Genomic DNA, 21,290 nt, shown 5'->3' with positions numbered 1-21,290 from the left:
TCGAGCCGCCGGGCTAGCGTCTTTGCCGATCGTTCAGCCCTCATATTCGCCTGCATTCATTGGAGCTTGGAGCATTGGTGAAAGCTGACATGAACACGGCGGTCGAGCGCTACTACGACACGACGCTCGACCTGTACGAGGAACTGTGGGGCGAACACGTCCACCACGGTTTCTGGGACGAGGGCGAACGCCCCGGCGCCGACGGCGCGGACCGCCACGAGGCCACCGACCGCCTGGTGCGCGAGCTCGTCGCCTACGCCGGCCTGCCGGAGGGCGCGCACGTGCTGGACGTCGGCTGCGGCATCGGCGGCCCGGCGCTGTACCTGGCCGGGACCCTGGGCTGCTCGGTCGTCGGCGTGACGCTGAGCGCCCAGCAGGCGGCGCGCGCCACCGAGAAGGCGCGCGCGGCGGGCCTGGCCGACCTGGCCGAGTTCCACCAGCTGGACGCCCTGAGCACCGGCTTCCCGGACGAGTCCTTCGACGTGGTCTGGGCCGTGGAGAGCCTGATGCACATCGAGGACCGGGAGGCGTTCTTCGCCGAGGTCCACCGCCTGCTGCGGCCCGGCGGCCGGCTGGCGATCGCCACCTGGTCGGTGCGCGACGGCGCCCTGGACGACGAGGAGCGGAACCTGGTCGACCAGATCCTGAAGCACCAGGTGATGCCGAGTTTCTGCTCGCTGGAGGAGCACGAGCGGATGGCCCTGGCTGCCGGGTTCGCCGAGGTGGCCTCGGTGGACTGGAGCCGCGCGGTGGCCAATTCCTGGGACCCGGAGTTCGCGCTGGTCAAGAAGCCGGAGCAGGGCCGGGCGACGATGGTCGAGCTGGCGCGCGAACGCGGCGCGGACGTGCTCGGGTTCTTCTACGCCGGGCCGCTGATGAAGAAGGGCTTCGACACCGGCGTCATGACCTACGGCGCGGTGCGCGCGGTGAAGCCGGCCGCCACCAGCCCGCAGACGCTGGCCGAGGTGGTCGAGATCCTGCAGACGGTGCTGGACCAGGATGACGCGTGGAGCGTGGGCATCACCGCGGCCACCACTCTGGACGGCGACCTGGAACTGGAGAGCGTGGAGCTGACCGCGCTGAGCCGGGCCCTGCAGGAGCGCTACGGCGACCGGGTGGACCTGGCCGCGCACGTGGCCGGGCTGGGCGTGGACGAGATCATCGCCCTGACCGTCGGCGACGTCGCCGGGTTCGTCACCGCGCGCCGGGACGGCGCGGGCCGGGAGCGGACCGGCGGGGCATGAGCCGCTTCCTGTTCGTCAGCCTGCCGCTGACCGGGCACGTGAACCCGATGGCGGCGGTGGCCCGGACGCTGAGCGCGCAGGGCCACGACGTCGCCTGGGCCGGCTCGGAGTCGTACCTGCGGCCGCTGGTCGGACCGGAGGCGGTGATCCAGCAGATCCCGCTGCGCCCGCACCGGCGCCAGGCCGACCGCGGGATGGCGGCGGCCAAGACCCGGTGGGAGGAGTACATCGTCCCGCACTGCCGGGTCTCGCTGAAGGGCGTAGACAAGGCGGTGCGGGCGTTCCAGCCGGACGTGCTCGCGGTGGACCAGCACGCTGTCGCCGGCGCGCTCGTGGCCCACCGGCACGGGCTGCCGTGGGCGTCGATGGCTGTGACCACCATGGAGCTGACCCGTCCGTACCGCGCGCTGCCGAAGGTGGAGGCCTGGCTCCAGGGCCACCTGGCGGCGATGTGGACGAGCGCCGGCCTGCCCGGCGAACCGCCGCACGATCTGCGGTTCTCGCCGCACCTGCTGCTGGCGTTCACCGGCGAGGCGCTGACCGGGCCGCTGGCCTGGCCGGAGAACGCGGTGCTGGTCGGCCCGGCGCTGGTGCCGCGGCCGCCGGCGCACGACTTCCCGACGGACTGGCTGGACCCCGGCCGGCGGCACGTGCTGGTCTCGATGGGCACGCTCTCGGCGGAGGCCTCCCACGGTTTCTACGAGCGCGCCGTCGAGGCGCTGCGGCCGCTGGGCGAGAAGGTCCAGGCGATCCTGACCACGGACCCGGACTCCGTCCCGGATCCGCCCGAGCACGTCCTGGTGCGCACCCGCGTGCCGGTGCTGGACCTGATGCCGCACCTGGACGCCGTGGTCTCGCACGGCGGGCTGAACACCGTCTGCGAGGCGCTGGCGCACGGCGTGCCGCTGGTGGTCGCCCCGATCAAGGGCGACCAGCCGATCAACGCCGCGCAGGTCGAGGCCGCGGGCGCGGGCCGCCGGGTGAGCTTCGCCCGGGTGCGGCCGGACGCCCTGCGCGCCGCGCTGCTGGCCGTGCTCGACGACCCTTCCCACCGCGCGGCCGCGGCGCGGGTGCGCGCCTCGTTCGCCGCGGCCGGCATCGCCGGCGCGGCGGCCGCCCATCTGACCCGGCTCGCCGAGAGAGTGAGGGAACCCCTTGAAAGTCCTGCGTGACATCTGGCTGATCTTCCAACGCAACATCCTGCTGATGTGGCGTTCGCCGCTGTGGGTCGTGCTCGGCGTCTCCCAGCCGGTGGTGTACCTGCTGCTGTTCGCGCCGCTGCTGAAGCCGGCGCTGGCGCCGATGGGCGCGCACTCGCAGGCCGACGCCTACCGGATCTACGTGCCCGGCATGCTGGTCGCGCTGGCCCTGGCCGGCGGCCTGTACGTGGGCTTCGACCTGCTGCGGGACCTGGCCGCCGGGATCGTCGAGCGGGCCCGGGTGACCCCGGTGAGCCGGGTGGCGCTGCTGCTCGGGCGCTCGCTGCGGGACGTGGTGGTGCTGGTGATCCAGGCGGTCATCATCGTGGTGCTGTCGCTGATCTTCGGGCTGACGGTGGCCATCCCGAACCTGCTGATCGGCTACGGCATCCTGGCCCTGATCTCGCTGACCAGCTCCTCGTTCTCCTACGGCGTGGCGCTGAAGATCAAGAACCCGGCGGTGATGGGCCAGCTGATCAACAACATCGCGCAGCCGCTGATGCTGCTGTCCGGGACGCTGCTGCCGATCGCGCTGGCGCCGCTGTGGCTGCGCGACGCCGCCAACGGCAACCCCTTCAACTGGGCCGTCACCGGCATGCGGTCGCTGTTCACCGGCCACCCGGACGACTCTTCGGTGTGGAAGGCCGCGGTGATGCTGGCCGGCCTGGCGCTCGTCACCATCGCGTGGTCCGGCCGCAAGTTCGCACGCTCGGTCCGCTAAGAAAGGGGGAAGAGACGATGGGCATCATCCAGACCACCGGTCTGAAGAAGAGCTACGAGACCCGCTCGAAGCGCAAGACCACCACGGTCGAGGCCGTGCGCGGGGTCGACCTGGACGTCGCCGAGGGCGAGATCTTCGGATTCCTCGGCCCGAACGGCGCCGGCAAGACCAGCACCCTGCGGATGCTGTCGACGCTGATCCCGCCGGACGCCGGGAACGCCACCATCGCCGGCGCCGACCTGCGCACCGAGCAGGCCAGGGTGCGCGAGGCGATCGGCTACATCGCGCAGGGCGGCAGCACCTACGACGACGCCACGGCGCGCGAGGAGCTGATCCTGCAGGCCCGGATGCACGGCATCAGCAAGGCCGACGCGCAGCGGCGGACCACGGTGGCGCTGGAGGCGTTCCAGCTCACCGAGTACGCCGACCGGCCCTGCAAGACCTACTCCGGCGGGCAGCGGCGGCGCGTGGACATCGCCCTGGGCATCATCCACGACCCCAAGGTGGTGTTCCTCGACGAGCCGACGTCGGGCCTGGACCCGCAGAGCCGCGCGCACATGTGGGACGAGGTGCGGCGGCTGCGCACCGAGGGAATGACGGTCTTCCTCACCACGCACTACCTGGAAGAGGCCGACGCGCTCTGCGACCGCATCGCCATCATCGACGGCGGCACGATCGTGGCCGAGGGCACCCCGGAGGCGCTCAAGCGGGAGATCTCCGGCGACGTCGTGACGGTCGGCGTCGGCGAGGAGTTCGCGGAGAAGGCCTGCGAGATCCTCACCGGCCGGGCCTTCCTGACCGGCGCGGTCGAGACCCGCGACGGCGGCCGGGTGCGGCTGGCGGTCGAGGCCGGCGAGACCGCGGTGCCGCTGGTCATGCGGACGCTGGAGGAGGCCGGGATCGCGACGTCGACCATCGAGGTGCACCGGCCGACGCTGGACGACGTGTTCCTGACCAAGACCGGCCGTTCACTGCGGGAATCATGAGCGGCACCGTCTCCCCCCTCCGCCGCGCCGTGGTCACCGGCGGCGCCGGATTCGTGGGCTCGCACCTGTGCGACCGCCTGCGGGACGGCGGCGCGGCGGTGGTGTGCGTCGACAACTTCCTCACCGGCTCGCCGGAGAACGTCGCGCACCTGGCCGGCGACCCCGGTTTCGAGCTGGTGGTCGCCGACGTCAACGAGCCCTTCGACGTCGAGGGGCCGGTGGACGCGGTGTTCCACCTGGCCTCCCCGGCCTCGCCGCACGACTACGCGCGGCACCCGCTGGCCACCCTGAAGGCCGGCGCGCACGGCACCCTGCACGCGTTGGAGCTGGCGGGGCGCAAGGACGCGCGGTTCCTGCTCACCTCGACCTCCGAGGTGTACGGCGACCCGAAGGTGCACCCGCAGGTGGAGTCCTACTGGGGCAACGTCAACCCGATCGGGCCGCGCAGCCAGTACGACGAGGCCAAGCGGTTCGCCGAGGCGCTGACCGCGACCCATCGCGAGCACCTGGGTTTCGACACCGTGATCGTGCGGCTGTTCAACACCTACGGCCCGCGGATGCGGCCGCTGGACGGCCGCGCCGTGCCCACGTTCATCACGCAGGCGCTGGCGGGGCGGCCGATCACGGTCGCCGGCGACGGCAGCCAGACCAGGTCGCTGTGCTACGTCGACGACACGGTGGCCGGCATCCTGGCCGCGGCCCGCTCCGGGCATCCGGGCCCGATCAACATCGGCAACCCGGCCGAGATGACCATCCTGGAGCTCGCCGAGCGGGTGCGCGACCTGTGCCGCTCGACGGCGCCCACGCGGTTCGTGCCGCGCCCCGGCGACGACCCGGACCTGCGGCGCCCGGACATCGGGCGGGCCGCCGAGGTGCTGGGCTGGGCGCCGGTGGTGGACCTGGACAAGGGGCTGGCGGCCACCATCGACTGGTTCGCCGCCCAGGTGGCGGCGCCTCACACCCCGAGCGCCCAGGTTATGGCAGAACCCCGATAAAGCCGCGGGGACCACAGGCATCCCCCTGACTCACGGACGGTGACCGGCGATGCAGCAGCACACGATCATGGTGCCCTTCTCCGGCGAGGGCTCCGGGACCGAGGAGCTCACCTGGGGCCAGTGGACCATCTGGCGCGCCATGCAGGGCTTCAGCAGCCCGTTCATGATCGGCGGCGCCATGCGGCTGGAGGAGGGCACGACGCTGGAGCACCTCCAGCGGCTGCTGGCCTTCCTCGTCAGCCGGCACGAGTCGCTGCGCACCCGGATCCGCACCGACGCCGACGGGCAGCCGATGCAGGTGCTGTCCGCGTCCGGCGAGATCGGCCTGGAGGTCTACGACCTCGAGGAGGGCGAGGACGCCGCCGAACAGGCCGAGGCGATCCGGGCCCGCTACGAGTTCGAGCCCTTCGACATCGGCGAGGACTGGCCGGTGCGGATGGCGGTGATCCGCAGCGACGGCGTCCCGGACCACTTCGTGGCCATGTACCCGCACATGGTGATCGACGCCTACGGCTTCGACGCACTGGTCGGGGACCTGGAGAACCTGGACCGGGAGACCGGCGAGGTGCTCGGGCCGCGCCGCGGCATCCAGCCCATGGAGCTGGCCCGCAAACAGCGCACCCCGGCGGCGGCCCGGGCCCAGCAGGCGTCGCTGCGCTACTGGGAGCACTGGCTGCGGGAGATCCCGGCCCGCCGGCTGAACGGGCCGCACGAGCCCCAGGAGCCGCGGTGGTGGGACTGCACCTACGACTCGCGCGCCGCGCACCTGGCGGTCAGCGCGATCAGCGCCCGCACCGGCCTGCACAGCGGCCCGATCCTGCAGGCCGCCTACGCGGTGGCGCTGGCCCGGATCAGCGGCGTGAACCCGAGCGTGATGCGCATGGTGGTCAGCAACCGCTTCCGTCCGGACTTCGGCCGCTCGGTCTCGGTGATCGCCCAGCCCGGGCTGTGCGTGATCGACGTCGGCGGCTGCACCTTCGACGAGGCCGTGCAACGCACCTGGCAGGGGCAGATCGCCACCGGCAAGAACGCCTACTACGACCCGCGCCGCCTGGCCGAGATGCGCCAGAAGGTGGAGAAGGACCGCGGGGAGACGCTGGACCTGCAGGTCTACTTCAACGACCGCCGCAAGACCCTGGCACAGCCGACCGCCGCCACCGAGCAGGCACCGACCGCGCCGGAGATGTGGGACGCCGTCGCCCTGTCCAGCCTGACCTGGGGCATCCGGTCCGAGGGCCCGGACGTCGCGGCCTACCTGGACGTCAACGGCAGCCCCGACACCGTCAACCTCACCCTCCGCTCGGACACCCAGGCCCTCACCCCCGGCGAACAGGTCCGCCTGCTGCGGACCATGGAGGAGATCCTCCTGGCCGCCGCGTTCGACCCCGGCTACCCCACCGGCGTCCCCGCATCACGAGAAAGCACCATCGATTAAGGAGTCCGGTGGATACGACGACGTACCCCATGACGATCGGCCAGCTGTCGGTGTACCGCGACGTGGAGCGCATGCCCCCGGACCGGCGGTGGGAGGCGAACCTCCAGCCGCTGGTCTGGGACATCCGCACCGCGTGCGAGGTGGAGGACGTCTGGCGCGCCCTCGGCGACCTGGCCATGCGCCACGAGTCGCTGCGGACCAACTACGCGATCGACGACTCCGGCGCCCCGCTGCAGTTCATCGGCGCGCACGACGCCAAGGAGGTGCTCGAACGCGTCGAGCGCGGCGTGGCCGACATCGCCGAGCTGCCGGAGCTGCTGGCCACCAAGTACCAGGAAGAGCTCGACATCCACCACGGGATCCCGTGGCGGGCCTGGATCATCACCGAGGACGGCGTCCCGAAGCAGGTCCTGTACGTCGTCCACCACATGGCCGCCGACGGCGCCGCCTCCCTGGTCATGCAGGACGACTTCCACGCGCTGCTGGCCGGCGACGAGCTGCCGCCGCCGTCCGGGCAGCCCATCGCGATGGCTCTGGACCAGCAGGGCGCAGGCGCCCACCGGCTGCGCGCCGCCGAGCGCCACTGGCGCCGCACCCTGGACGCCGCTCCGCGGCGCACGGACGACACGCCGAACGGCGAGATGCTGGGCGCCACGCTGACCACCGGCATTCCGCTGCAGGTGGCGCACGCCGGTGCGGCAAAGCTGGGCGTGAGCCTGCAGACAGTGGTGACGGCGGCCTATTACCACGCGGTCCGCGAGGTGATGGGGCGCACGGCGGTGCTGATGATGGCGATCTCGGCCAACCGCTTCGACTCGGCCACCGCCGGCACCGTCACCTCGCTGGTCCAGTGGGCGCCGTTCCTGCTGGACTTCGACGGCACCGAGACCTTCGCCGAGCTGGCCGCCAAGGTCAACGGCAAGGCGCTGACCGGCATGAAGAACAGCGTCTGCGACCCGGATGTGGTGAACCGGGTGCGCGAAGAGTTCTTCGAGCAGGCCGACCCGCCGGTGGACCAGGGCTTCAACCTCAACGCCATCCTGGCCCCGCCGGGATTCGCGCCGGCCGTCGAGCAGCGGCCGTCGCATCTGGAGTTCGCCCCGCCGGCGCGGAACTTCGGGCCGGGGTTCTACCTCATCGTCCGCGCCATCGACACGATCGACTGCATCGTGCGCTGCAACCGGCCGGACGTGGACCAGACGAAGCTGGCCGCGATCATGGACAGCCTGCAGCGGACGCTGCTCGCCGCCGCCGGGCTGGAGGCGGTGCGGGAGGCGACGGTGTAGGAGGCGGTGCTGCTGGGGGAAGCGAACCCGCAGGACTTTCGGAAGAAGACGAACGCCCGCGGCCGGGGACTGAGCGCAGTCCCCGGCCGCGGGCGCGTTTCAGACGATCCCGGTCGGTGTTCCGGGGTCGCAAGCCGCCGCCACCGCGAGCGACTCCATCAGGCGGGCCAACGCCTCCATGTCCTCCGGAGGCACGTGCCAGGTGTCGGCGTAGACCAACAGCGGTATCGCATCGCCGGCTTCGTCGACGTTGTCGATGGTCACCATCAGCCGCTCGTTGAAGAACGGCAGCTCGGTCCAGGTCGCCGGAGTCGGGACGGCCGCGGCGGCCCTGACCGCCTCCGCGCTCGGCTCCCGCCCCGGAGCGGTGCCGCTGCGCTGCGACGGCCGGTCGTTGTAGTAGCACAGTGCCAGCGGCTCGCCACGCTTGCGCTCGACGTCGGCGAGCAGCTCGCGCCACTGCGCCAGATCGAAGTACGCGTGCTTGTAGGTCCGGGTCACCGCCCGCTGCGCCCGGTCGACCACCTCGTCGACGGTCGCGCCGGCGACGTCGACCACGAACAGCCCGGTCTGGCTGACGTTGCCGACGACGTCGGCCATGCCCGGCCGGAAGCGGTTGCTCACCAGCATCTGCGCCGCGGCCGGCCGCGTCCCGGTGACCCGGGCCAGCGCGGTCGAGAACAGCGCCAGCAGCACCGCGCTGACGTCGCACTCCAGCCGGTGGGCGATCCTCGTCGCGCCGAGCATCATCGGGACCGAGCGCAGCGCCACCCGCCGGTACCGCGCGCCTTCCCGTTCGACCGGCGCCGGCTGCCCGGTCGGCGGCAGCGAGGTCAGAGCCTTCTCCCAGTACCGCAGGGACGCGTCGCTCTGCCGCCGCCCGGCTGGGGAGGCCTGCTGGGCGGTCAGGTCCAGCGGATGCGTCCGCACGGGCTCCGGAACCGCTCCGGTCACCGGATCGCGCCGCAGGTAGTCCTCGTACATGACGAAGGCGCCCGCGCCGTCGGTGGCGAAGTGGTTGAGCACCGTCACCAGATGGGTCAGGACCCCGTCGCGGCGGACCAGGACCATCCGGATCGGGAGTTCGTTCTCGTCGTCGAACGGGCGCTGTTCGTGCTCGGCGACGAGCTCGGCGGCGGCCCGCGCGGCGTCGGCGTCCGCCGGCAGGTCGACGACCTCCAGCGGGGCGAGGCCGGCGGCCAGCACTTCCTGCACCGGTGGGGCATCGGGGCTGAAGCGCAGCAGGGTCCGCATGGCCTGGAAACGTTCCAGATAGAAGCGCAGCTCGTCGGCGAAGTCCTGAACGGAGGCAGGAGGGGTCAGTTCGCGTACAGCGCACATGTTCATCGGCGATCCGAGGTTCCGGATCGCTCCGAGGATGTGCTGCTGACCCCAGTTCAGGGCACCGGTGGCCGCGCCGTCGCCCTCGAACGGGACGTCGACGAGGTGGCGCGAGGCGGTCGCGAGCTCGGAGGGCTTCGGAAACGTGGGGGTCATCCGACGCCGCCCATGCTCTTGACGGCCAGCCGCAGCCACCGCCGGGTCTCGTCCGGGCCGAGCGCCGCGGCCCGCTGCTGCTCGAAGGTCTGCGCGTAGCGGTCGATCTCGTCGACGCCGTCGACCAGGCACCAGCCGACGACGCCGCCGACGAAGCCGACGTGCTCGGACTTCCTGGCCCCGGCGCCCAGCGTCATCAACGTGAACCCGGTGTGCGCGCCCGGGTAGACCCTCCCGTCCGGGATGACCCGGACGTCGGTCCGGGGATGTCGGGAGGCCTCCAGCAGGTACGCGGCCTGCCGCACCGCGACCGACCGGTCGCCCCAGGACCGGAGCACGGCGTGCGCGTCCAGCACGACCTGCACCTTCGGGCCCTCGTCGACCGCGAACCGCGACTGCCGCCGGGTGAGCACCGAGGCGAGCGCGGCCCGCTCGCCCGGCTGCTTGTCCGGCCACAGGCCGGCTATCAGCATCCTGGTGTAGGCGGCGGTCTGCAGGATGTCCGGGACGAACACCGGGGCGAACACGTCGATCTCGACGCAGGTGTCCTCGTATTCCAGATACCGTCGCAGCGGCGCCGGCAGCGACCCGGCCTCTCCTTCCTGCCACCAGCCGCGCCGCAGCGCCTGGGAGGCTTGTTCGACCAGTTCGTCGGTGACCGTGGGCTCCAGGTCGTACACCCGGCACAGGGCCCGGACGTCATGCGGATTGACCGCGTACTGTCCGTTCTCGATCCGGGAGATCTTGGCCGCGGACATCGCGTCCGCGGGAGTGAGCTTGCGGGCCACCCGTTCCAAGGTGAGCCCGGCGGCGACGCGGTGTGCGCGCAACGCCGCTCCGATCCTGCGCTGGCGCAGGGTCGCGCGTTCAGTCATGGATCTCGATCCGCTTTCCCTGACACGTGTGTTCGCACTACATCAGCCCTCGACATTACTGGTCACGGCCGCGCCTGTAAACTGAAGTGAATGAAGTGAAGACTCTTATTCACATTAGTTGTCAGGTCGCCGAAACCGGCCGCGGGCCGCCGCGATCGCGCAGGCGGCGCAGGAAGCCGAGCACCCCCGTCGAACCTCCGGCCCATCCCGCACTGGACCCGGTCAGTTCGACGTCAGGGAAATCGGGGCTCGACCACGGGCCGCCGCTGCGCGCCAGGATCAGCCGGGCCACTTCGAAGGCCTGGTCCCAGCGCCTCCGGTCGCCGGTGGCCGCGGCGACGGAGACCAGGAAGTCCCCGACGCCGGCCAGGCCGCAGCACTGGATCACCTGGGGCATGCACGGCGCGATGCGGACACAGACATCAGCGCACTGCTGCGCGAGCTCGACGTAGAGGGGCTCGGCCAGCCGCTCGCCGGCGTGCAGCAGCACCGTGCCGATGCCGGCCAGGCCACGACACCATGATCCGTAGCGGCGGCTCGCCTCGGGGCGCAGGGCCCGCAGGAGCAGGTCGGATGTCAGGACCGCGAGACGCTCCGCCGACAGGCGGGCGGACGCGAGGGCGCCGGGCTCGCCGGTGAGGTGCGCGTACTCGATCAGGAAGGAGGTGACGCCGGCGTCGCCGTGCGCGATCCCCTCGGCCAAGGCGGCGGTGCCCGACTGGGCGGCGTCGACGGGCGTCAAGGTGGCGGCGCCGGTGGTCACCAGGCGGTGGCACTCGGCCGCGACCGCCAGATGGTGCTCGGCGACACGGGAATCGGGCCCGTCAGCGGAGATGGATCCGGAGGCCGCGCCGTCCGCGAGCAGCAGATGGCCCAGGCCGACACCGGCCGCCCCCTCGATGAGGTCGGCCTCGGGGGGCCCGCCCTCGGGCCGATCAGCCGGCCAAGGGTCTTCGTCGCGATAGGAGACGCCGGCGCGCTGCAGGAACAGCGCCACACCGGTCCGGCCGGAGTACAGACCGGCCGACAGCTCCCGCGACTGCCGCACGGTCCAGTTCGCCAGCATGTCGACGGCCTGGGCGACACCGGGCTGCTCCCGGTGATGGAGCAGTTCCAAGCCCAGGCCGGCGCTGCCGGCGTAGAGGTCGATCGGCGCCGAGGGGTCGCACACGGTCTCCCGCGCCGCCGCCACGCAGAACGCCACCGTGTGCGCGATGATCGCGTCCAGCAGCTCGTCGTCGACCACCGGCGGCCGGCGGACGGCATCGGAGACCTTCATCAGGGTCCGGATACGGCCGAGCACCGCCGGATCGACCCGGGCGGCCTCCAGCCCGGCCAGGGTGCGGTCGCGGTTCACCGCCGTGGAGTCGTCGATGAGGACCGGGTCCAGACCGGTGGCGGCGAACCCCAGGGTGACGCCGAGGGCGTAGCGGTCGCGTTCCGGATCGGCGCCGGCGTCGGGGACGCCCGGGGCGGTGTAGCCGGGCGTCGCGCCGGCCGGGCCGCGGCCGTCCACCGCGCTGACGCCGAAGTCGACGAGATGGCAGTCGCCGGAGGCGTCGAGCACGATGTTGTCCGGCTTCACATCGCGCACCACCACGCCGCGTTCGTGCACGCGGTCGAGGATCGCTTGCAGGCGGTCGGCCAGGTCGAGCGGGTCGCGGCCGGCCGCGCCCACACGGAAGGGGCCGTTGCGCATCACCTCCCGCCGCAGGTTCGGGCCGCCGCAGTCGGTCGTCACCAGGAACTCGTCGGCGCCGTGCCGGAAGTAGTCGACGAACGCCGGAACCCCGGCGACGCCGTCCAGCGCCAGCAGGACCGTGCCCTCGTGCCGCAGCCGATCGCGCGCGTCGCGGCCGGACTCGTCCTCGCCGACATAGGGACGGGCCTGCTTGAGCACGACCTCCAGACCGGTGTCGCGGTCGACGGCACGGTAGACGTTGCCGTGCGCCGCGCGGGCTATGCCGGAAGTGACCCGGTAACGTCCGCCCAGCACCGCCTCGGCCGCGGCGGCGCGCGCCGGCTCGGCGGTCGTCCGGCCGGGCTCCGGCTCCGGGCGGAACGGGTCCCGCGCCCACGGCGGGCAGCGATAGCGCCCCGTGGCCAGGCCGTCGAAGAGCTGTCCGTCAGGACCCGTCATGACGGATTCCATGCGCCCGCCGGCACCGGTCCGATACGTGGCCTCGAACGGGCCGTAGCGGTAGTAGACCGGGGCGTCCTCGGCGACCCGGAGGTCGCTGAGGACGGGCGGGCCCTCGGTTCCGCGCAACGCGTCGACCAGGTCGGCGGCGACGGCGACGACCATGCCGGGCGCCGGGTAGACGGTGACGGCCTTGCCGACCGAGGCCGGTGTGCGGCGGCCGGAGTTCAGGTCTCTGAGGACGTCCGCGTCCAGCGCGTGCTTCGCGTGGCAGACGTGCCGTTCCAGCACCGGCCCGACCCGGGCGAGGAGATCCTCCAGCGCCGCGGGCCGGGCCGAGATGTGCAGCTTCCAGCCGTGCGCCACCGCGGGCATCCGCGGATCGTCGAGGTACACCCAGGTGTCGTCGGACCACTGACGGCGGCCCGCGGCGGCGTCGGTCATCGGCCGGTCGTGCCTACCGGTCGCACAGGAAACGCGTCGTGGCGGTGACCCACGGGCGGGCCAGGCAGGCCAGGTGCTCGCCGGCCTCGGTGTCGTCCTCGAAGCTGACGACCTCGTCCAGGACGGACAGGTCCTCGGCGAAGCCGCTGCTGACGACCTTCGCGAAGCCGCTGCTGACGACCTCGGCGAAGCCGCTGCTGACGACCTCGGCCTTGGCCGACTCGCGGACGTTCATCTTCGCGCCGCTGCTGACGACCTCGGCCTTGGCCGACTCGCGCACGTTCATCTTCGCGCCGCTGCTGACGACCTCGGCCTTGGCCGACTCGCGGACGTTCATCCGCAGCGACTCGCGCACGTTCATCTTCGCGCCGCTGCTGACGACCTCGGCCTTGAGCGAGGAGTCGCGGACGTTCAGGTTGAGCTCGCGCACGTTCATGCTCAACGCGTCGCGCACGTTCATCTTGGCGCCGCCGCTGACGACGTCCATCTTGAGCGCGTCGCGGACATTCATGGTGGCAGTGGGCATGGACTTCCTCCGAAGGGTGGGAGGGATCTTGGAAGAGCCAGTGTTCTGACCCGTTGGGAACGTAAGCCAATTCATCCTGGCTGACAAGACCCGGCAGATTGTTCACAACCGCTGATGTCCCATCGACTAGCATGTACGCGGTACCGGGGCAAGCGGGGTTTGTATCGATCGAGGGGGTTCGTTCAGGTGGCAGAGGGCGACGCGCCCGCCGGGCCGACGACGCTCGCGGGGAAGATCGAAACGCTGTTCCAGGTCGTGCGGCGGCCCGACCGGGAGACGTTCACGAACGAGGAGGTCGCCAAGGCCTGCCGGGAGGCGACCGGGGAGACGTTCTCTGCCACGTATGTCTGGCAGTTGCGGACCGGGCGCAGGGACAACCCCACGAAACGGCACCTCGAGGCGCTGGCGCAGTTCTTCCAAGTGCCGGTAGCCTACTTTTTCGACGATGATCAGGGAGCTGCCATAACGCGGGAGCTGGAGCTGCTCGGCGTGCTGCGGGACGCCGGGGTGCGCAGTGTCGCGTTGCGGGCGCTCACGCTGTCTCCGGAGGGTATCGACACACTCAACGACATGATCGACGTCCTGGTGCGGCACGAGGGGAAGACGCGCACGCACGGCAGGGGCGGCATCGAGGAAGACTGACGCGGAATCGTCCGGCCGCGGAGCCGGCGCGGAAGAGGTGGCCTGTGGGGATGGGCAACGGCCGGATCGAACTGTGGCGCCGATGTCGTGCGGTCGTGGATCGGCTGGAGCTGCCCGATCCGTTCGACGCCGAGAGCTTCATCGCCTCGCTCGCCGAACAGCGCGGGCGGCCGATCGAGCTGATCCCGCTGCCCTTCCGCCCGGACCGGCCCTGCGGCCTGCTGGTCACCACCCTGCGCGCCGACGTCATCATCTACTCCAGCGACACCACCGCGATGCACCGGCGGCACATCCTGCTGCACGAGGCCGCGCACCTGCTCCGCGGGCACGACGGCGGGGCGGCGTCCGCGATCGGCCCGTCCGTGCTGCTGCCGCACCTGTCGCCGGCGCTGATCAAGAGCGTTCTGGGCCGCACCGTCTACAGCGAGCCGCAGGAGCGCGAGGCGGAGCTCATCGCTTCCCTCATCCATCACCGCGTGGCCCAGGACCGCTCGTCCTGCGCCCGCGCCCGGGCGCCCCGCCCACGGGTCGCGACGATGTTCGGTCTGCGCGAGGCCTGACCGGCCCCGATGTCCGACCTCGCCGCCTACCTGGGCGCGACGGTCCTGGTGCTGTTGGCCGCGGGCATGTCCGCGGTGGAGCGGCGCGGCGCCCGCCGCCCGATCCGCCGGGCCGGCCTGACGTTCGCGCTGTGCGAGGGCTGCTCGCTGGCGCTGCTCGCCCCGGGTACCGTCCACGCCCTGACCCGCGCCGGTGCGCCCGGCCTCGCCGTGATCGCCGCCGGCGACGCCGTCCGCACCGCCGCGATCAGCTTCCTGATGCTCCTGGCCTGCGCCCTGAACCCGCGCCGCCGCCTGCGCCGCCGGCCGTGGGGGCACCTGGCGGTGGCCGTACTGGTCCAGCTCGCGATGCTGGCGCTGCTGCTCGGGGCCCGGCCCCGCCTGAGCGCCGACGGCGAACTGGCCACCGCCGCGTCCGGCCGCTGGCTGCTGGCGCTGCGGGTGGCGCTGTTCGCCGGCTACGCGCTGTGGGCCCTGGCCGAGCTCTTCCTCGCCCTGCTCCCCCAGGCCGACCTGGCCGCGACCCGCGCCCTGCGCTGGGGGGTGCGCCTGATCCTGACCGCGATCTGCGCCGGGATGCTGTGGACGCTGTGGTCGTACGACGACATCGCCGGCATGCTGCGCACCGGCCGCCAGGACGGCAGCGAGGACGTCGTCTCGAACAGCCTGGGCGCCCTGTGCGCGGCGCTGGTCGCGACCGGCGCCGTGCTGGGCCGCTCGGATGCGACGCTCTCGGCGACCGCCCGCTGGTTCCGGCTGTGCCGCTGCTACTGGCTGCTCGGCCCCCTGTGGTCGGCGCTGCGGAAGGCGATGCCTTATATAGCGTTCCCCCAAGCGGCGCGCCCGCGCCTGGCCGGAAGGCTGCGCCTGGAGTTCGCACTGTACCGCCGGGTCATCGAGATCCATGACGGGCGCCTGGTACTGCGTCCTTATCATCACCCCGCGGTGTCCGCCTGGGTCGCGGAGATCGTCCAGACGGCTGATCCCCGCGCCCCGGAACCGTCCGACGCGCTGCTGGAGGCCGCGACGATCGCGACCGCGCTGGAGAACATGCGCCGCGGGCGCCGTTTCACGGACGTCGCCGAGGTCCCGACCGGCGACTCCGCGCGTGTGCTGACCGACCTGGACTCCGAGGTCCTGTGGCTGTCGCGGGTGGCGTGGGCGTTCAGCCGATCGCCGCTGATCCCGCTGGTCATGGCGCGTCTGCGGGAGGAGGAAGGCTGAGCCGGGGCTAAACCGGCCGCGCTGACAGTGCTGGCCCGGAAGGGAGCCTCCCCGTAGGGGGGTTCTGGGAAGAGCAAGCCCGGCAGGAAGACTCCGGCGGTAGCGGTAGCGGTAGCGGTAGCGGTAGCGGTGGCGGCGGCGGGGACGCGTCCATGGCGTCGACGCTGGCGGCCTCGGCGGGCCACGTGTTCGAACCCGCGACGGAAAACACCGCGACGATCACGTTCGCGGCAGGTCGTTCTCCAGGTCCTCCTGGTCCTCCTGGTCCTCCAGTAGCAGGTCGACGTTCCCGACGCCGATCGTCCCGGCAGGCCACGAAGCGCGCAGGCGCTCGACGACGGGCCGGTGCGTCGCCAGGTGTGCCGCCGCAAGCACCTGCGCGGCGGCGACCTGCATCTCGACGTCGGACTCCTCGGCCAGCCGCATAGCGATCTCGGCACCGCGTTCGCAGTCCGCGAAGCGGAGCGCGCCGAGGAGTTCCGCGCGAATGCGGGGATCGAGGGTCCGGTCCCCCGCCCGCCGGCCGATCGCCTCGACCAGCCTCGGTTCCGGCGCATCGGCCTGCTCCAGCGGCCCGCCGGCCGCCCATGCCGCGTTCGCCAGCACCTCGGGTTCGGACGACCGCTCGATCACGTCCGCGATGAGGTCCGCGTCCTGCGCCTCGGCGAGGTTCGTCATGGCCAGCAGCGCGCTGGCATGGTCGGCCTCGTCCCGGACCGCACCGCTGTCCGCGGCCGGCATCGGCGGAAACCGCAACAGCCAGCGCGCACGTTCCAGGACCTCGGCCGCGGCCGCCTCGTACGGGTTGTCGACGCCCCATCTGGCCTGGGCCTCGGCGTACTGGAACCAGGCCACGGCCATGGCGACCGGCACGCGCTCGCCGCTGCGCAGCAGCAGGTGGAACGCCGCTACGACGTCACCGTCGCGGGCCCCTGTCAGGATCGTCTGCGCCACGACCAGCTCGGGCGAGGCCAACGTGGTCGCGTCCCAGTAATACGTCGTCACAGCCGCGAGTATCACACGGCCGCCTCGGGCTCTGCCTCCCTTTCAGGTTCCGGTTCGGGCTCCGGCTCTGGCTCCGGCTCCGGCTCCGCCAAGACCAACAGGTACCGCGCCAACGTCAGCAGCACCTCGCGGCACGAGTCGCGGTCCCGCGCGTCGCAGTACACGATCGGCACGGCCCCCGGCAGGTCCAGCGCGGCGCGCAGCTCCGGCAGCGGATGCACCGGGGCGTCGGGGAAGCGGTTCACGGCGACCATGAAGGCCACGCCGCGCTTCTCCAGGCGCTCCAGGACGTCGAAGCTCTCGGCCAGGCGGCGGACGTCGACCAGGACCACGGCGCCGAGCGCGCCGGTGACCAGGCCGTCCCACAGGAACCAGAAGCGCTCCTGGCCGGGGGTGCCGAACAGGTACAGCACCAGGCGGTCGCTGAGGCTGATGCGGCCGAAGTCCATGGCGACCGTGGTGGAGTGCTTGTCGACGCCGCGGGCCTGTGCGCGGTCGGCGTCGGAGGACATGTACTCCTCGGTGGTCAGGGGTTTGATCTCGCTGACCGAGGTGACCAGGGTGGTCTTGCCGACGCCGACCGGGCCGACCACCGCGACCTTCAGGGCCGACGCGGTGGTGGTGGCCAGCGCCGGCGGCGGTTCAGAGCCGTTGGAGGCCATTGATCACCTCCCGGAGCAGAGCCGGGTCCACCGCGGCGGCGCGGGCCGGGCGGCGTTCGGCGGCCAGGCCCGCGTCCACCAGGTCGCCGACCAGCACCACCGCGGCGCTGAACGGCAGCCGCAGGTGGGCGGCGATCTCGGCGACCGACAGCGGGCGGCGGCACAGCGCCAGGATCGCCCGGTGCTCGGGCATCAGGCCGGGTACGGCGCGGTCTGCTGCCCCCGCCGCGGCGAGGATCAGGGTCACCAGGTCGAAGCGGCGCCGCGGGCCGGCGCCGCTGCGCCCCTGGGTGATGACGTAGGTCCGGGCCAGCGGCTCGGAGTCGGCGGCGGCCCGGTGGGCCGCGCCCGGACGGCGCCGGGGGTCCACGGCGGTCACCGGGACGGCGGCGTGCCGGTCCGTGCCGAGGCGGCCAGGTGCTCGCCGAGCCGTCCGACCAGGTCCCGCATCCGTTCCCCCATCAGCCCGGGGTCGACCTCGGCGTCGGCGAGGGTGGCCAAGAACGCGCCGGGCCCGGCCGCCATGAGATAGAAGAACCCGCCGGCGTACTCGATGACGACCATGCGCATGGCACCGCTGTGCGCGAACTCCGCCGCGACCGCCGACGACAGGCTCTGCAGGGCCGAGCACGCGGCGGCGAGCCGGTCGGCGGTGTCGTCGTCGGTGGCGTACTGCGCGAGGCGGAAGCCGTCGGCGCTCAGCACCACGATGTGCCGGGTGCCCGGCACCTCGTTCATCAGATTCTTGAGCATCCAGTCCATGTTCTGCCGGTCCGCGCTCACGATCGGCCGCCGTCCTTTCCGCCCATGAAGGCGCCCAGCCACTGCCCCGCGCCGGGGCCCGGCACGGTGGTCTCGGGGGAGGTGGTGTCGGGGCCGGAGACGACCGGCCCCGCGTTCGGTGGGGCGGTGGTGTGCCGCCGGCGCTGCGGCAGGCCCCCGGGGCCGACCGCGCCGGGGTCCCACGTCGCGGCCTGGCGCGGCACGGGACGGGGCGCGGGTTCCGGCGGCGGCTCGGCATGGACCGGCACGGTGACCAGAGCGGCCGGCAGCCGCAGGGTCGCGCGGGTGCCGCCGGCGCGGCCGCGGTCCAGGGCCGCTTCGAACCCGGTGCTGCGGGCCAGGCGGCCGACCACCGTCAGGCCGAGCCGGGTCGGGCCGCCCGGCCCGATCGGGTCCTCCCCCGCGCCGGGTGCTCCGGCCAGGACGCGGCACGCGTGCCGGTATCCCGCCGCGTTCAGGCCGACCCCGGCGTCCTCGACGACGATCACCAGTTCCTCCCCCGGTCCGCGCTCGGCGCCGACCCGCACCCGGGTGTCCGGCGGCGAGTAGCGCGTGGCGTTGTCCAGCAGTTCGGCCAGCGCGTGCACCACCGGCTCGACGGCGGCGGCCGCGACCGCGGTGTCGGCGGACACCTCGACGTCCACCCGCGGGTACTCGACGATCCGCGACAGCGCCCCGCGCACCACGTCCAGCAGGTCCACCGGCCGGGTCCGCCGCCGCCCGGGTCCGGCGCCGCCGAGCACGGCCAGGCTGTCGGCGAGCCGGCCGATCAGCGAGACGCCGTGGTCCAGGCGCAGCAGGTCGCCGAACACCTCCGGCGTGTCGCCGTGCCGGTCCTGCATCCGCCGCAGGTCGGCCAGTTCCTGGTTCACGGTGGCCTGGATGCGGCGCGCGATGCCGACGTAGGCGGCGGCCGCATCGCGCTCGGGGTCCGGGGCGGACGCAGGGCTCTGGGACAGGCCGGAACCGGGGTCGGCGCCGGAACCGGGAACCGAGCCGGGGTCCGTATCAGAGCTCGACTTCAGGGAGGGCGACCCCCGCCTGGCGTCGCCGTTCGTCGCGGGTCTCACAGTTCTCGCGGGGGCGGATGTCCCGCCGGCCTCCGGCGCCCGGCCGGCCGGCCGCCCCCAGACACGGCAGGCCGCCGCGGCCGCGCACAGCCCGGCCTCGGCGAACAGCAGGGCGGCGGCATCCGCCCCCGCACTCCACAACGTGGCGGTGACCGCCGCCGAGCCGAGCGCGGCGGTCGTCACCGCCCTGGCGGCCCGGCCCGCCGGGAACTGCTGGGCGTGGGAATGGGGATTACGCACTGGCCTCCTCGGCAGGACGGAGTGGGGAGGTACCAATCCCTATCCCACAATCCGGTGACCGAGACCCGGAATCCCCGCAGCGCCAGGCTTCGCCACCCCTTACGCCAGGTCGCACCGGGCATCGATGGGACTTCCTGAGGACATGGCGGCCAGTGCCCCCCGCCCGGGGCGGAAGCACCGACAAGGTGTCCGTCAACGAAGGCGGTGAAGAGTGCCAGAACGGAAGAAACCCGGCCGACAGGAACCGGAACCAGGCGCCCCGGCCTCCCGCGGGCCGGCCGCCGCGCGTGTCGCCACCACCGGATCCGCGGGGCGGTCGGCGACGCGACGTCCCCGCACCACTTCAGGCCGAGGCCGAGCAGCGAAGGAGCAGACCATGTCGATGAGCGTAGACGCCGTGCTGAAGGAGGCCATGACCATGGAGGGCGCGATCGGCGCCGCCCTGGTCGACTACAGCAGCGGCATGACCCTCGGGGAGGTCTCGGCCTCCAAGGAGCTCGACCTGACGGTGGCCGCCGCCGGGAACACCGAGGTGGTGCGCGCCAAGATGCGCACCATGGACATGCTGAAGATGAACGACACGATCGAGGACATCCTGATATCCCTGGGCCGCCAGTACCACCTGATCAGGCCGCTGACCTCACGTTCGGGCAGCGGCCTGTTCCTCTATCTGGCGCTGGACCGCACCCGGGCGAACCTCGCCCTGTCGCGGCACCAGCTCCGGACCCTGGCGGACAACGTCGAGCTGTAGCCGCCCGACGCCGCGCCGGCCCCTACCGCTGCATGGCGGCGGGCGCCGGCGCGTCCGACATGTCGACCAGCTCCGCCATCGCGGCGTTGCTGCGGATCGACTCGATGCCGTTCATCAGCGCCGTCTTGGACTCGTAGGCCTCGCCGGTGGCGATGATCTGCCCGTTGCCTGCCTTGAGCCGGAACCGGAACTTGCCCGCCTTGTCCTTGTACACCTCGAACTTGCCGGCCATCTCGCGCCCTTTCGCTCAACCGTGCGGGCCCGCCGGGCCCCGGACGCTCCCAGTCTCGGCCGCCGCCCACGGCCTCGCACCGGGAGAGGTCCGGATGTGGGACGCGCCAGGCGCGGGATCGGGGAACGCGCGGGAACGAGGGAACGGGCTTTCAAATATTCGAAGCCTGATCGGCCTGCGGAGGTCCGGGAGGCGACCGGAGGCGCGGACGTGGCACTGGACGCCGTCGGCGGCGAGGTCGGCGCGGGAGCGCTGACGGTGCTGCGGGACGGCGCGGGCCGGTTCGGGACCTACGGTTTCGCCTCCGGCGAGTGGACCACGCTGGACACCGCCGTGATCAGCCGCCGTGGCCTCACGATCGTCGGGGCCGCCGGCATCGCCTTCCACAAGCCCGCCGCCGCTCAGCGGGCCGATGCCGAACGCGCCCTGCGGGAACTCGCGGCGGGCCGGCTGACGCCGAGGATCCACGCGGTATGGGCCTTGGAGAGCGCCGCCAAGGCCCATACCGAGCTCGCCGACCGCACCACCGTCGGCGCGGTGTTGTTGCGGCCCGCCCTCAGCTCACCGTGACCGCGTCCAGGTCAGCGGACGCCGCGACGGCGACCGCCGCCCACAGTCTGATTCCTCGCGAGCGTCTCCCCATCGCGGACCCCTCATATGAGTTAAGTTTGTTAACGCCCTCCCCTGCTTTCTAAGACATCGGATGAATGATCGCAACCCTCGCGCGTGTTTCGGAAAAAACGCCCGCGACGGTTGCCGTGTGCTCCGATGTT

General features: G+C 72.4%; 22 protein-coding genes. 12 read left to right on the top strand and 10 right to left on the bottom strand.

Features of this window, described 5'->3' with window-relative positions; all coding sequences use genetic code 11:
• Positions 1-77: 77 nt before the first annotated feature.
• Genes ABD466_RS26330 through ABD466_RS26300 form a run of 7 tightly spaced genes read left to right on the top strand, consistent with a single transcriptional unit; the run spans position 78 to position 7,866 of the window.
• Entirely contained in the window at positions 78-1,244 is a 1,167-nt protein-coding gene (locus ABD466_RS26330) for a methyltransferase domain-containing protein (RefSeq protein ID WP_344659854.1), read from the top strand.
• Complete coding sequence (locus ABD466_RS26325; protein ID WP_344659853.1) at positions 1,241-2,416, top strand: glycosyltransferase; 1,176 nt, start codon at positions 1,241-1,243, stop codon at positions 2,414-2,416. Before ABD466_RS26330 ends, ABD466_RS26325 begins: the two co-directional genes overlap by 4 nt.
• Positions 2,400-3,164, top strand: coding sequence for an ABC transporter permease (locus tag ABD466_RS26320; protein WP_344659852.1), 765 nt, complete (start codon positions 2,400-2,402; stop codon positions 3,162-3,164). The genes ABD466_RS26325 and ABD466_RS26320 overlap by 17 nt, the downstream gene beginning before the upstream one ends.
• 23 nt (positions 3,165-3,187) lie before the next feature.
• Entirely contained in the window at positions 3,188-4,150 is a 963-nt protein-coding gene (locus ABD466_RS26315) for an ATP-binding cassette domain-containing protein (protein WP_344659898.1), read from the top strand.
• Positions 4,147-5,145, top strand: coding sequence for a UDP-glucuronic acid decarboxylase family protein (locus tag ABD466_RS26310; RefSeq protein ID WP_344659851.1), 999 nt, complete (start codon positions 4,147-4,149; stop codon positions 5,143-5,145). The genes ABD466_RS26315 and ABD466_RS26310 overlap by 4 nt, the downstream gene beginning before the upstream one ends.
• Before the next feature lie 49 nt (positions 5,146-5,194).
• Positions 5,195-6,580: a condensation domain-containing protein gene (locus tag ABD466_RS26305; protein ID WP_344659850.1), complete on the top strand. Its 1,386-nt coding sequence runs from the start codon at positions 5,195-5,197 to the stop codon at positions 6,578-6,580.
• A gap of 8 nt (positions 6,581-6,588) precedes the next feature.
• A complete protein-coding gene (locus ABD466_RS26300; protein WP_344659849.1) occupies positions 6,589-7,866 on the top strand; it encodes a condensation domain-containing protein in 1,278 nt (425 codons plus the stop codon).
• A gap of 99 nt (positions 7,867-7,965) precedes the next feature.
• Here the strand turns inward: ABD466_RS26300 and ABD466_RS26295 are convergent, their stop codons facing one another.
• The 4 genes from ABD466_RS26295 to ABD466_RS26280 all read right to left on the bottom strand — a co-directional run bounded on the left by ABD466_RS26295 (position 7,966) and on the right by ABD466_RS26280 (position 13,348).
• Positions 7,966-9,363, bottom strand: a complete 1,398-nt coding sequence (locus tag ABD466_RS26295) for a condensation domain-containing protein (RefSeq protein WP_344659848.1) — start codon at positions 9,361-9,363, stop codon at positions 7,966-7,968.
• Positions 9,360-10,238, bottom strand: a complete 879-nt coding sequence (locus tag ABD466_RS26290; protein WP_344659847.1) for a helix-turn-helix domain-containing protein — start codon at positions 10,236-10,238, stop codon at positions 9,360-9,362. Before ABD466_RS26290 ends, ABD466_RS26295 begins: the two co-directional genes overlap by 4 nt.
• 121 nt (positions 10,239-10,359) lie before the next feature.
• The gene (locus ABD466_RS26285; RefSeq protein WP_344659846.1) at positions 10,360-12,822 is read right to left on the bottom strand and encodes a class III lanthionine synthetase LanKC N-terminal domain-containing protein; all 2,463 of its coding nucleotides are present in this window, start codon (positions 12,820-12,822) and stop codon (positions 10,360-10,362) included.
• Positions 12,823-12,835: 13 nt separating this feature from the next.
• A complete protein-coding gene (locus tag ABD466_RS26280) occupies positions 12,836-13,348 on the bottom strand; it encodes an SflA family class IV lanthipeptide (protein ID WP_344659845.1) in 513 nt (170 codons plus the stop codon).
• A gap of 186 nt (positions 13,349-13,534) precedes the next feature.
• Here ABD466_RS26280 and ABD466_RS26275 point away from each other — a divergent pair, with 186 nt between their 5' ends.
• From ABD466_RS26275 to ABD466_RS26265, 3 genes are read left to right on the top strand one after another with little or no spacing between them, the layout of a single operon-like run.
• Positions 13,535-13,990 carry a helix-turn-helix domain-containing protein gene (locus ABD466_RS26275; RefSeq protein WP_344659844.1) on the top strand — a complete coding sequence of 152 codons (456 nt, stop codon included), beginning with the start codon at positions 13,535-13,537 and terminating at the stop codon, positions 13,988-13,990.
• A gap of 50 nt (positions 13,991-14,040) precedes the next feature.
• A complete protein-coding gene (locus tag ABD466_RS26270) occupies positions 14,041-14,550 on the top strand; it encodes a hypothetical protein (protein WP_344659843.1) in 510 nt (169 codons plus the stop codon).
• Positions 14,551-14,559: 9 nt separating this feature from the next.
• Positions 14,560-15,774: an MAB_1171c family putative transporter gene (locus ABD466_RS26265; RefSeq protein WP_344659842.1), complete on the top strand. Its 1,215-nt coding sequence runs from the start codon at positions 14,560-14,562 to the stop codon at positions 15,772-15,774.
• A 219-nt stretch (positions 15,775-15,993) separates the two neighbouring features.
• Here ABD466_RS26265 and ABD466_RS26260 read toward each other — a convergent pair whose 3' ends face one another.
• From ABD466_RS26260 to ABD466_RS26240, 5 genes are read right to left on the bottom strand one after another with little or no spacing between them, the layout of a single operon-like run.
• A complete protein-coding gene (locus ABD466_RS26260; protein ID WP_344659841.1) occupies positions 15,994-16,779 on the bottom strand; it encodes a hypothetical protein in 786 nt (261 codons plus the stop codon).
• A gap of 11 nt (positions 16,780-16,790) precedes the next feature.
• The gene (locus ABD466_RS26255) at positions 16,791-17,441 is read right to left on the bottom strand and encodes a GTP-binding protein (protein WP_344659840.1); all 651 of its coding nucleotides are present in this window, start codon (positions 17,439-17,441) and stop codon (positions 16,791-16,793) included.
• Entirely contained in the window at positions 17,422-17,820 is a 399-nt protein-coding gene (locus tag ABD466_RS26250) for a DUF742 domain-containing protein (protein WP_344659839.1), read from the bottom strand. Before ABD466_RS26250 ends, ABD466_RS26255 begins: the two co-directional genes overlap by 20 nt.
• On the bottom strand, positions 17,817-18,203 hold the full coding sequence (locus ABD466_RS26245; RefSeq protein WP_425558742.1) for a roadblock/LC7 domain-containing protein: 387 nt from the start codon (positions 18,201-18,203) through the stop codon (positions 17,817-17,819). The genes ABD466_RS26250 and ABD466_RS26245 overlap by 4 nt, the downstream gene beginning before the upstream one ends.
• A gap of 17 nt (positions 18,204-18,220) precedes the next feature.
• Entirely contained in the window at positions 18,221-19,534 is a 1,314-nt protein-coding gene (locus ABD466_RS26240) for a sensor histidine kinase (RefSeq protein ID WP_344659837.1), read from the bottom strand.
• A gap of 376 nt (positions 19,535-19,910) precedes the next feature.
• Here ABD466_RS26240 and ABD466_RS26235 point away from each other — a divergent pair, with 376 nt between their 5' ends.
• Positions 19,911-20,285 (top strand): hypothetical protein, encoded by a 375-nt coding sequence (locus ABD466_RS26235; protein ID WP_344659836.1) that lies wholly within the window; start codon positions 19,911-19,913, stop codon positions 20,283-20,285.
• 22 nt (positions 20,286-20,307) lie between these two features.
• Here ABD466_RS26235 and ABD466_RS26230 read toward each other — a convergent pair whose 3' ends face one another.
• Positions 20,308-20,517 carry a YegP family protein gene (locus tag ABD466_RS26230; RefSeq protein WP_344659835.1) on the bottom strand — a complete coding sequence of 70 codons (210 nt, stop codon included), beginning with the start codon at positions 20,515-20,517 and terminating at the stop codon, positions 20,308-20,310.
• A gap of 21 nt (positions 20,518-20,538) precedes the next feature.
• On the opposite strand from ABD466_RS26230, the gene ABD466_RS26225 reads away from it, so the two are divergent.
• The gene (locus ABD466_RS26225) at positions 20,539-21,087 is read left to right on the top strand and encodes a zinc-binding dehydrogenase (RefSeq protein ID WP_344659834.1); all 549 of its coding nucleotides are present in this window, start codon (positions 20,539-20,541) and stop codon (positions 21,085-21,087) included.
• The last annotated feature ends 203 nt before the right edge of the window (positions 21,088-21,290 follow it).

The organism is Catenulispora subtropica (assembly GCF_039531675.1).
Taxonomy (GTDB): Bacteria; Actinomycetota; Actinomycetes; order Streptomycetales; family Catenulisporaceae; genus Catenulispora; species Catenulispora subtropica.
Note: the sequence above shows the minus strand (reverse complement) of the source record. Positions and strands in the feature narration are given on the sequence as shown.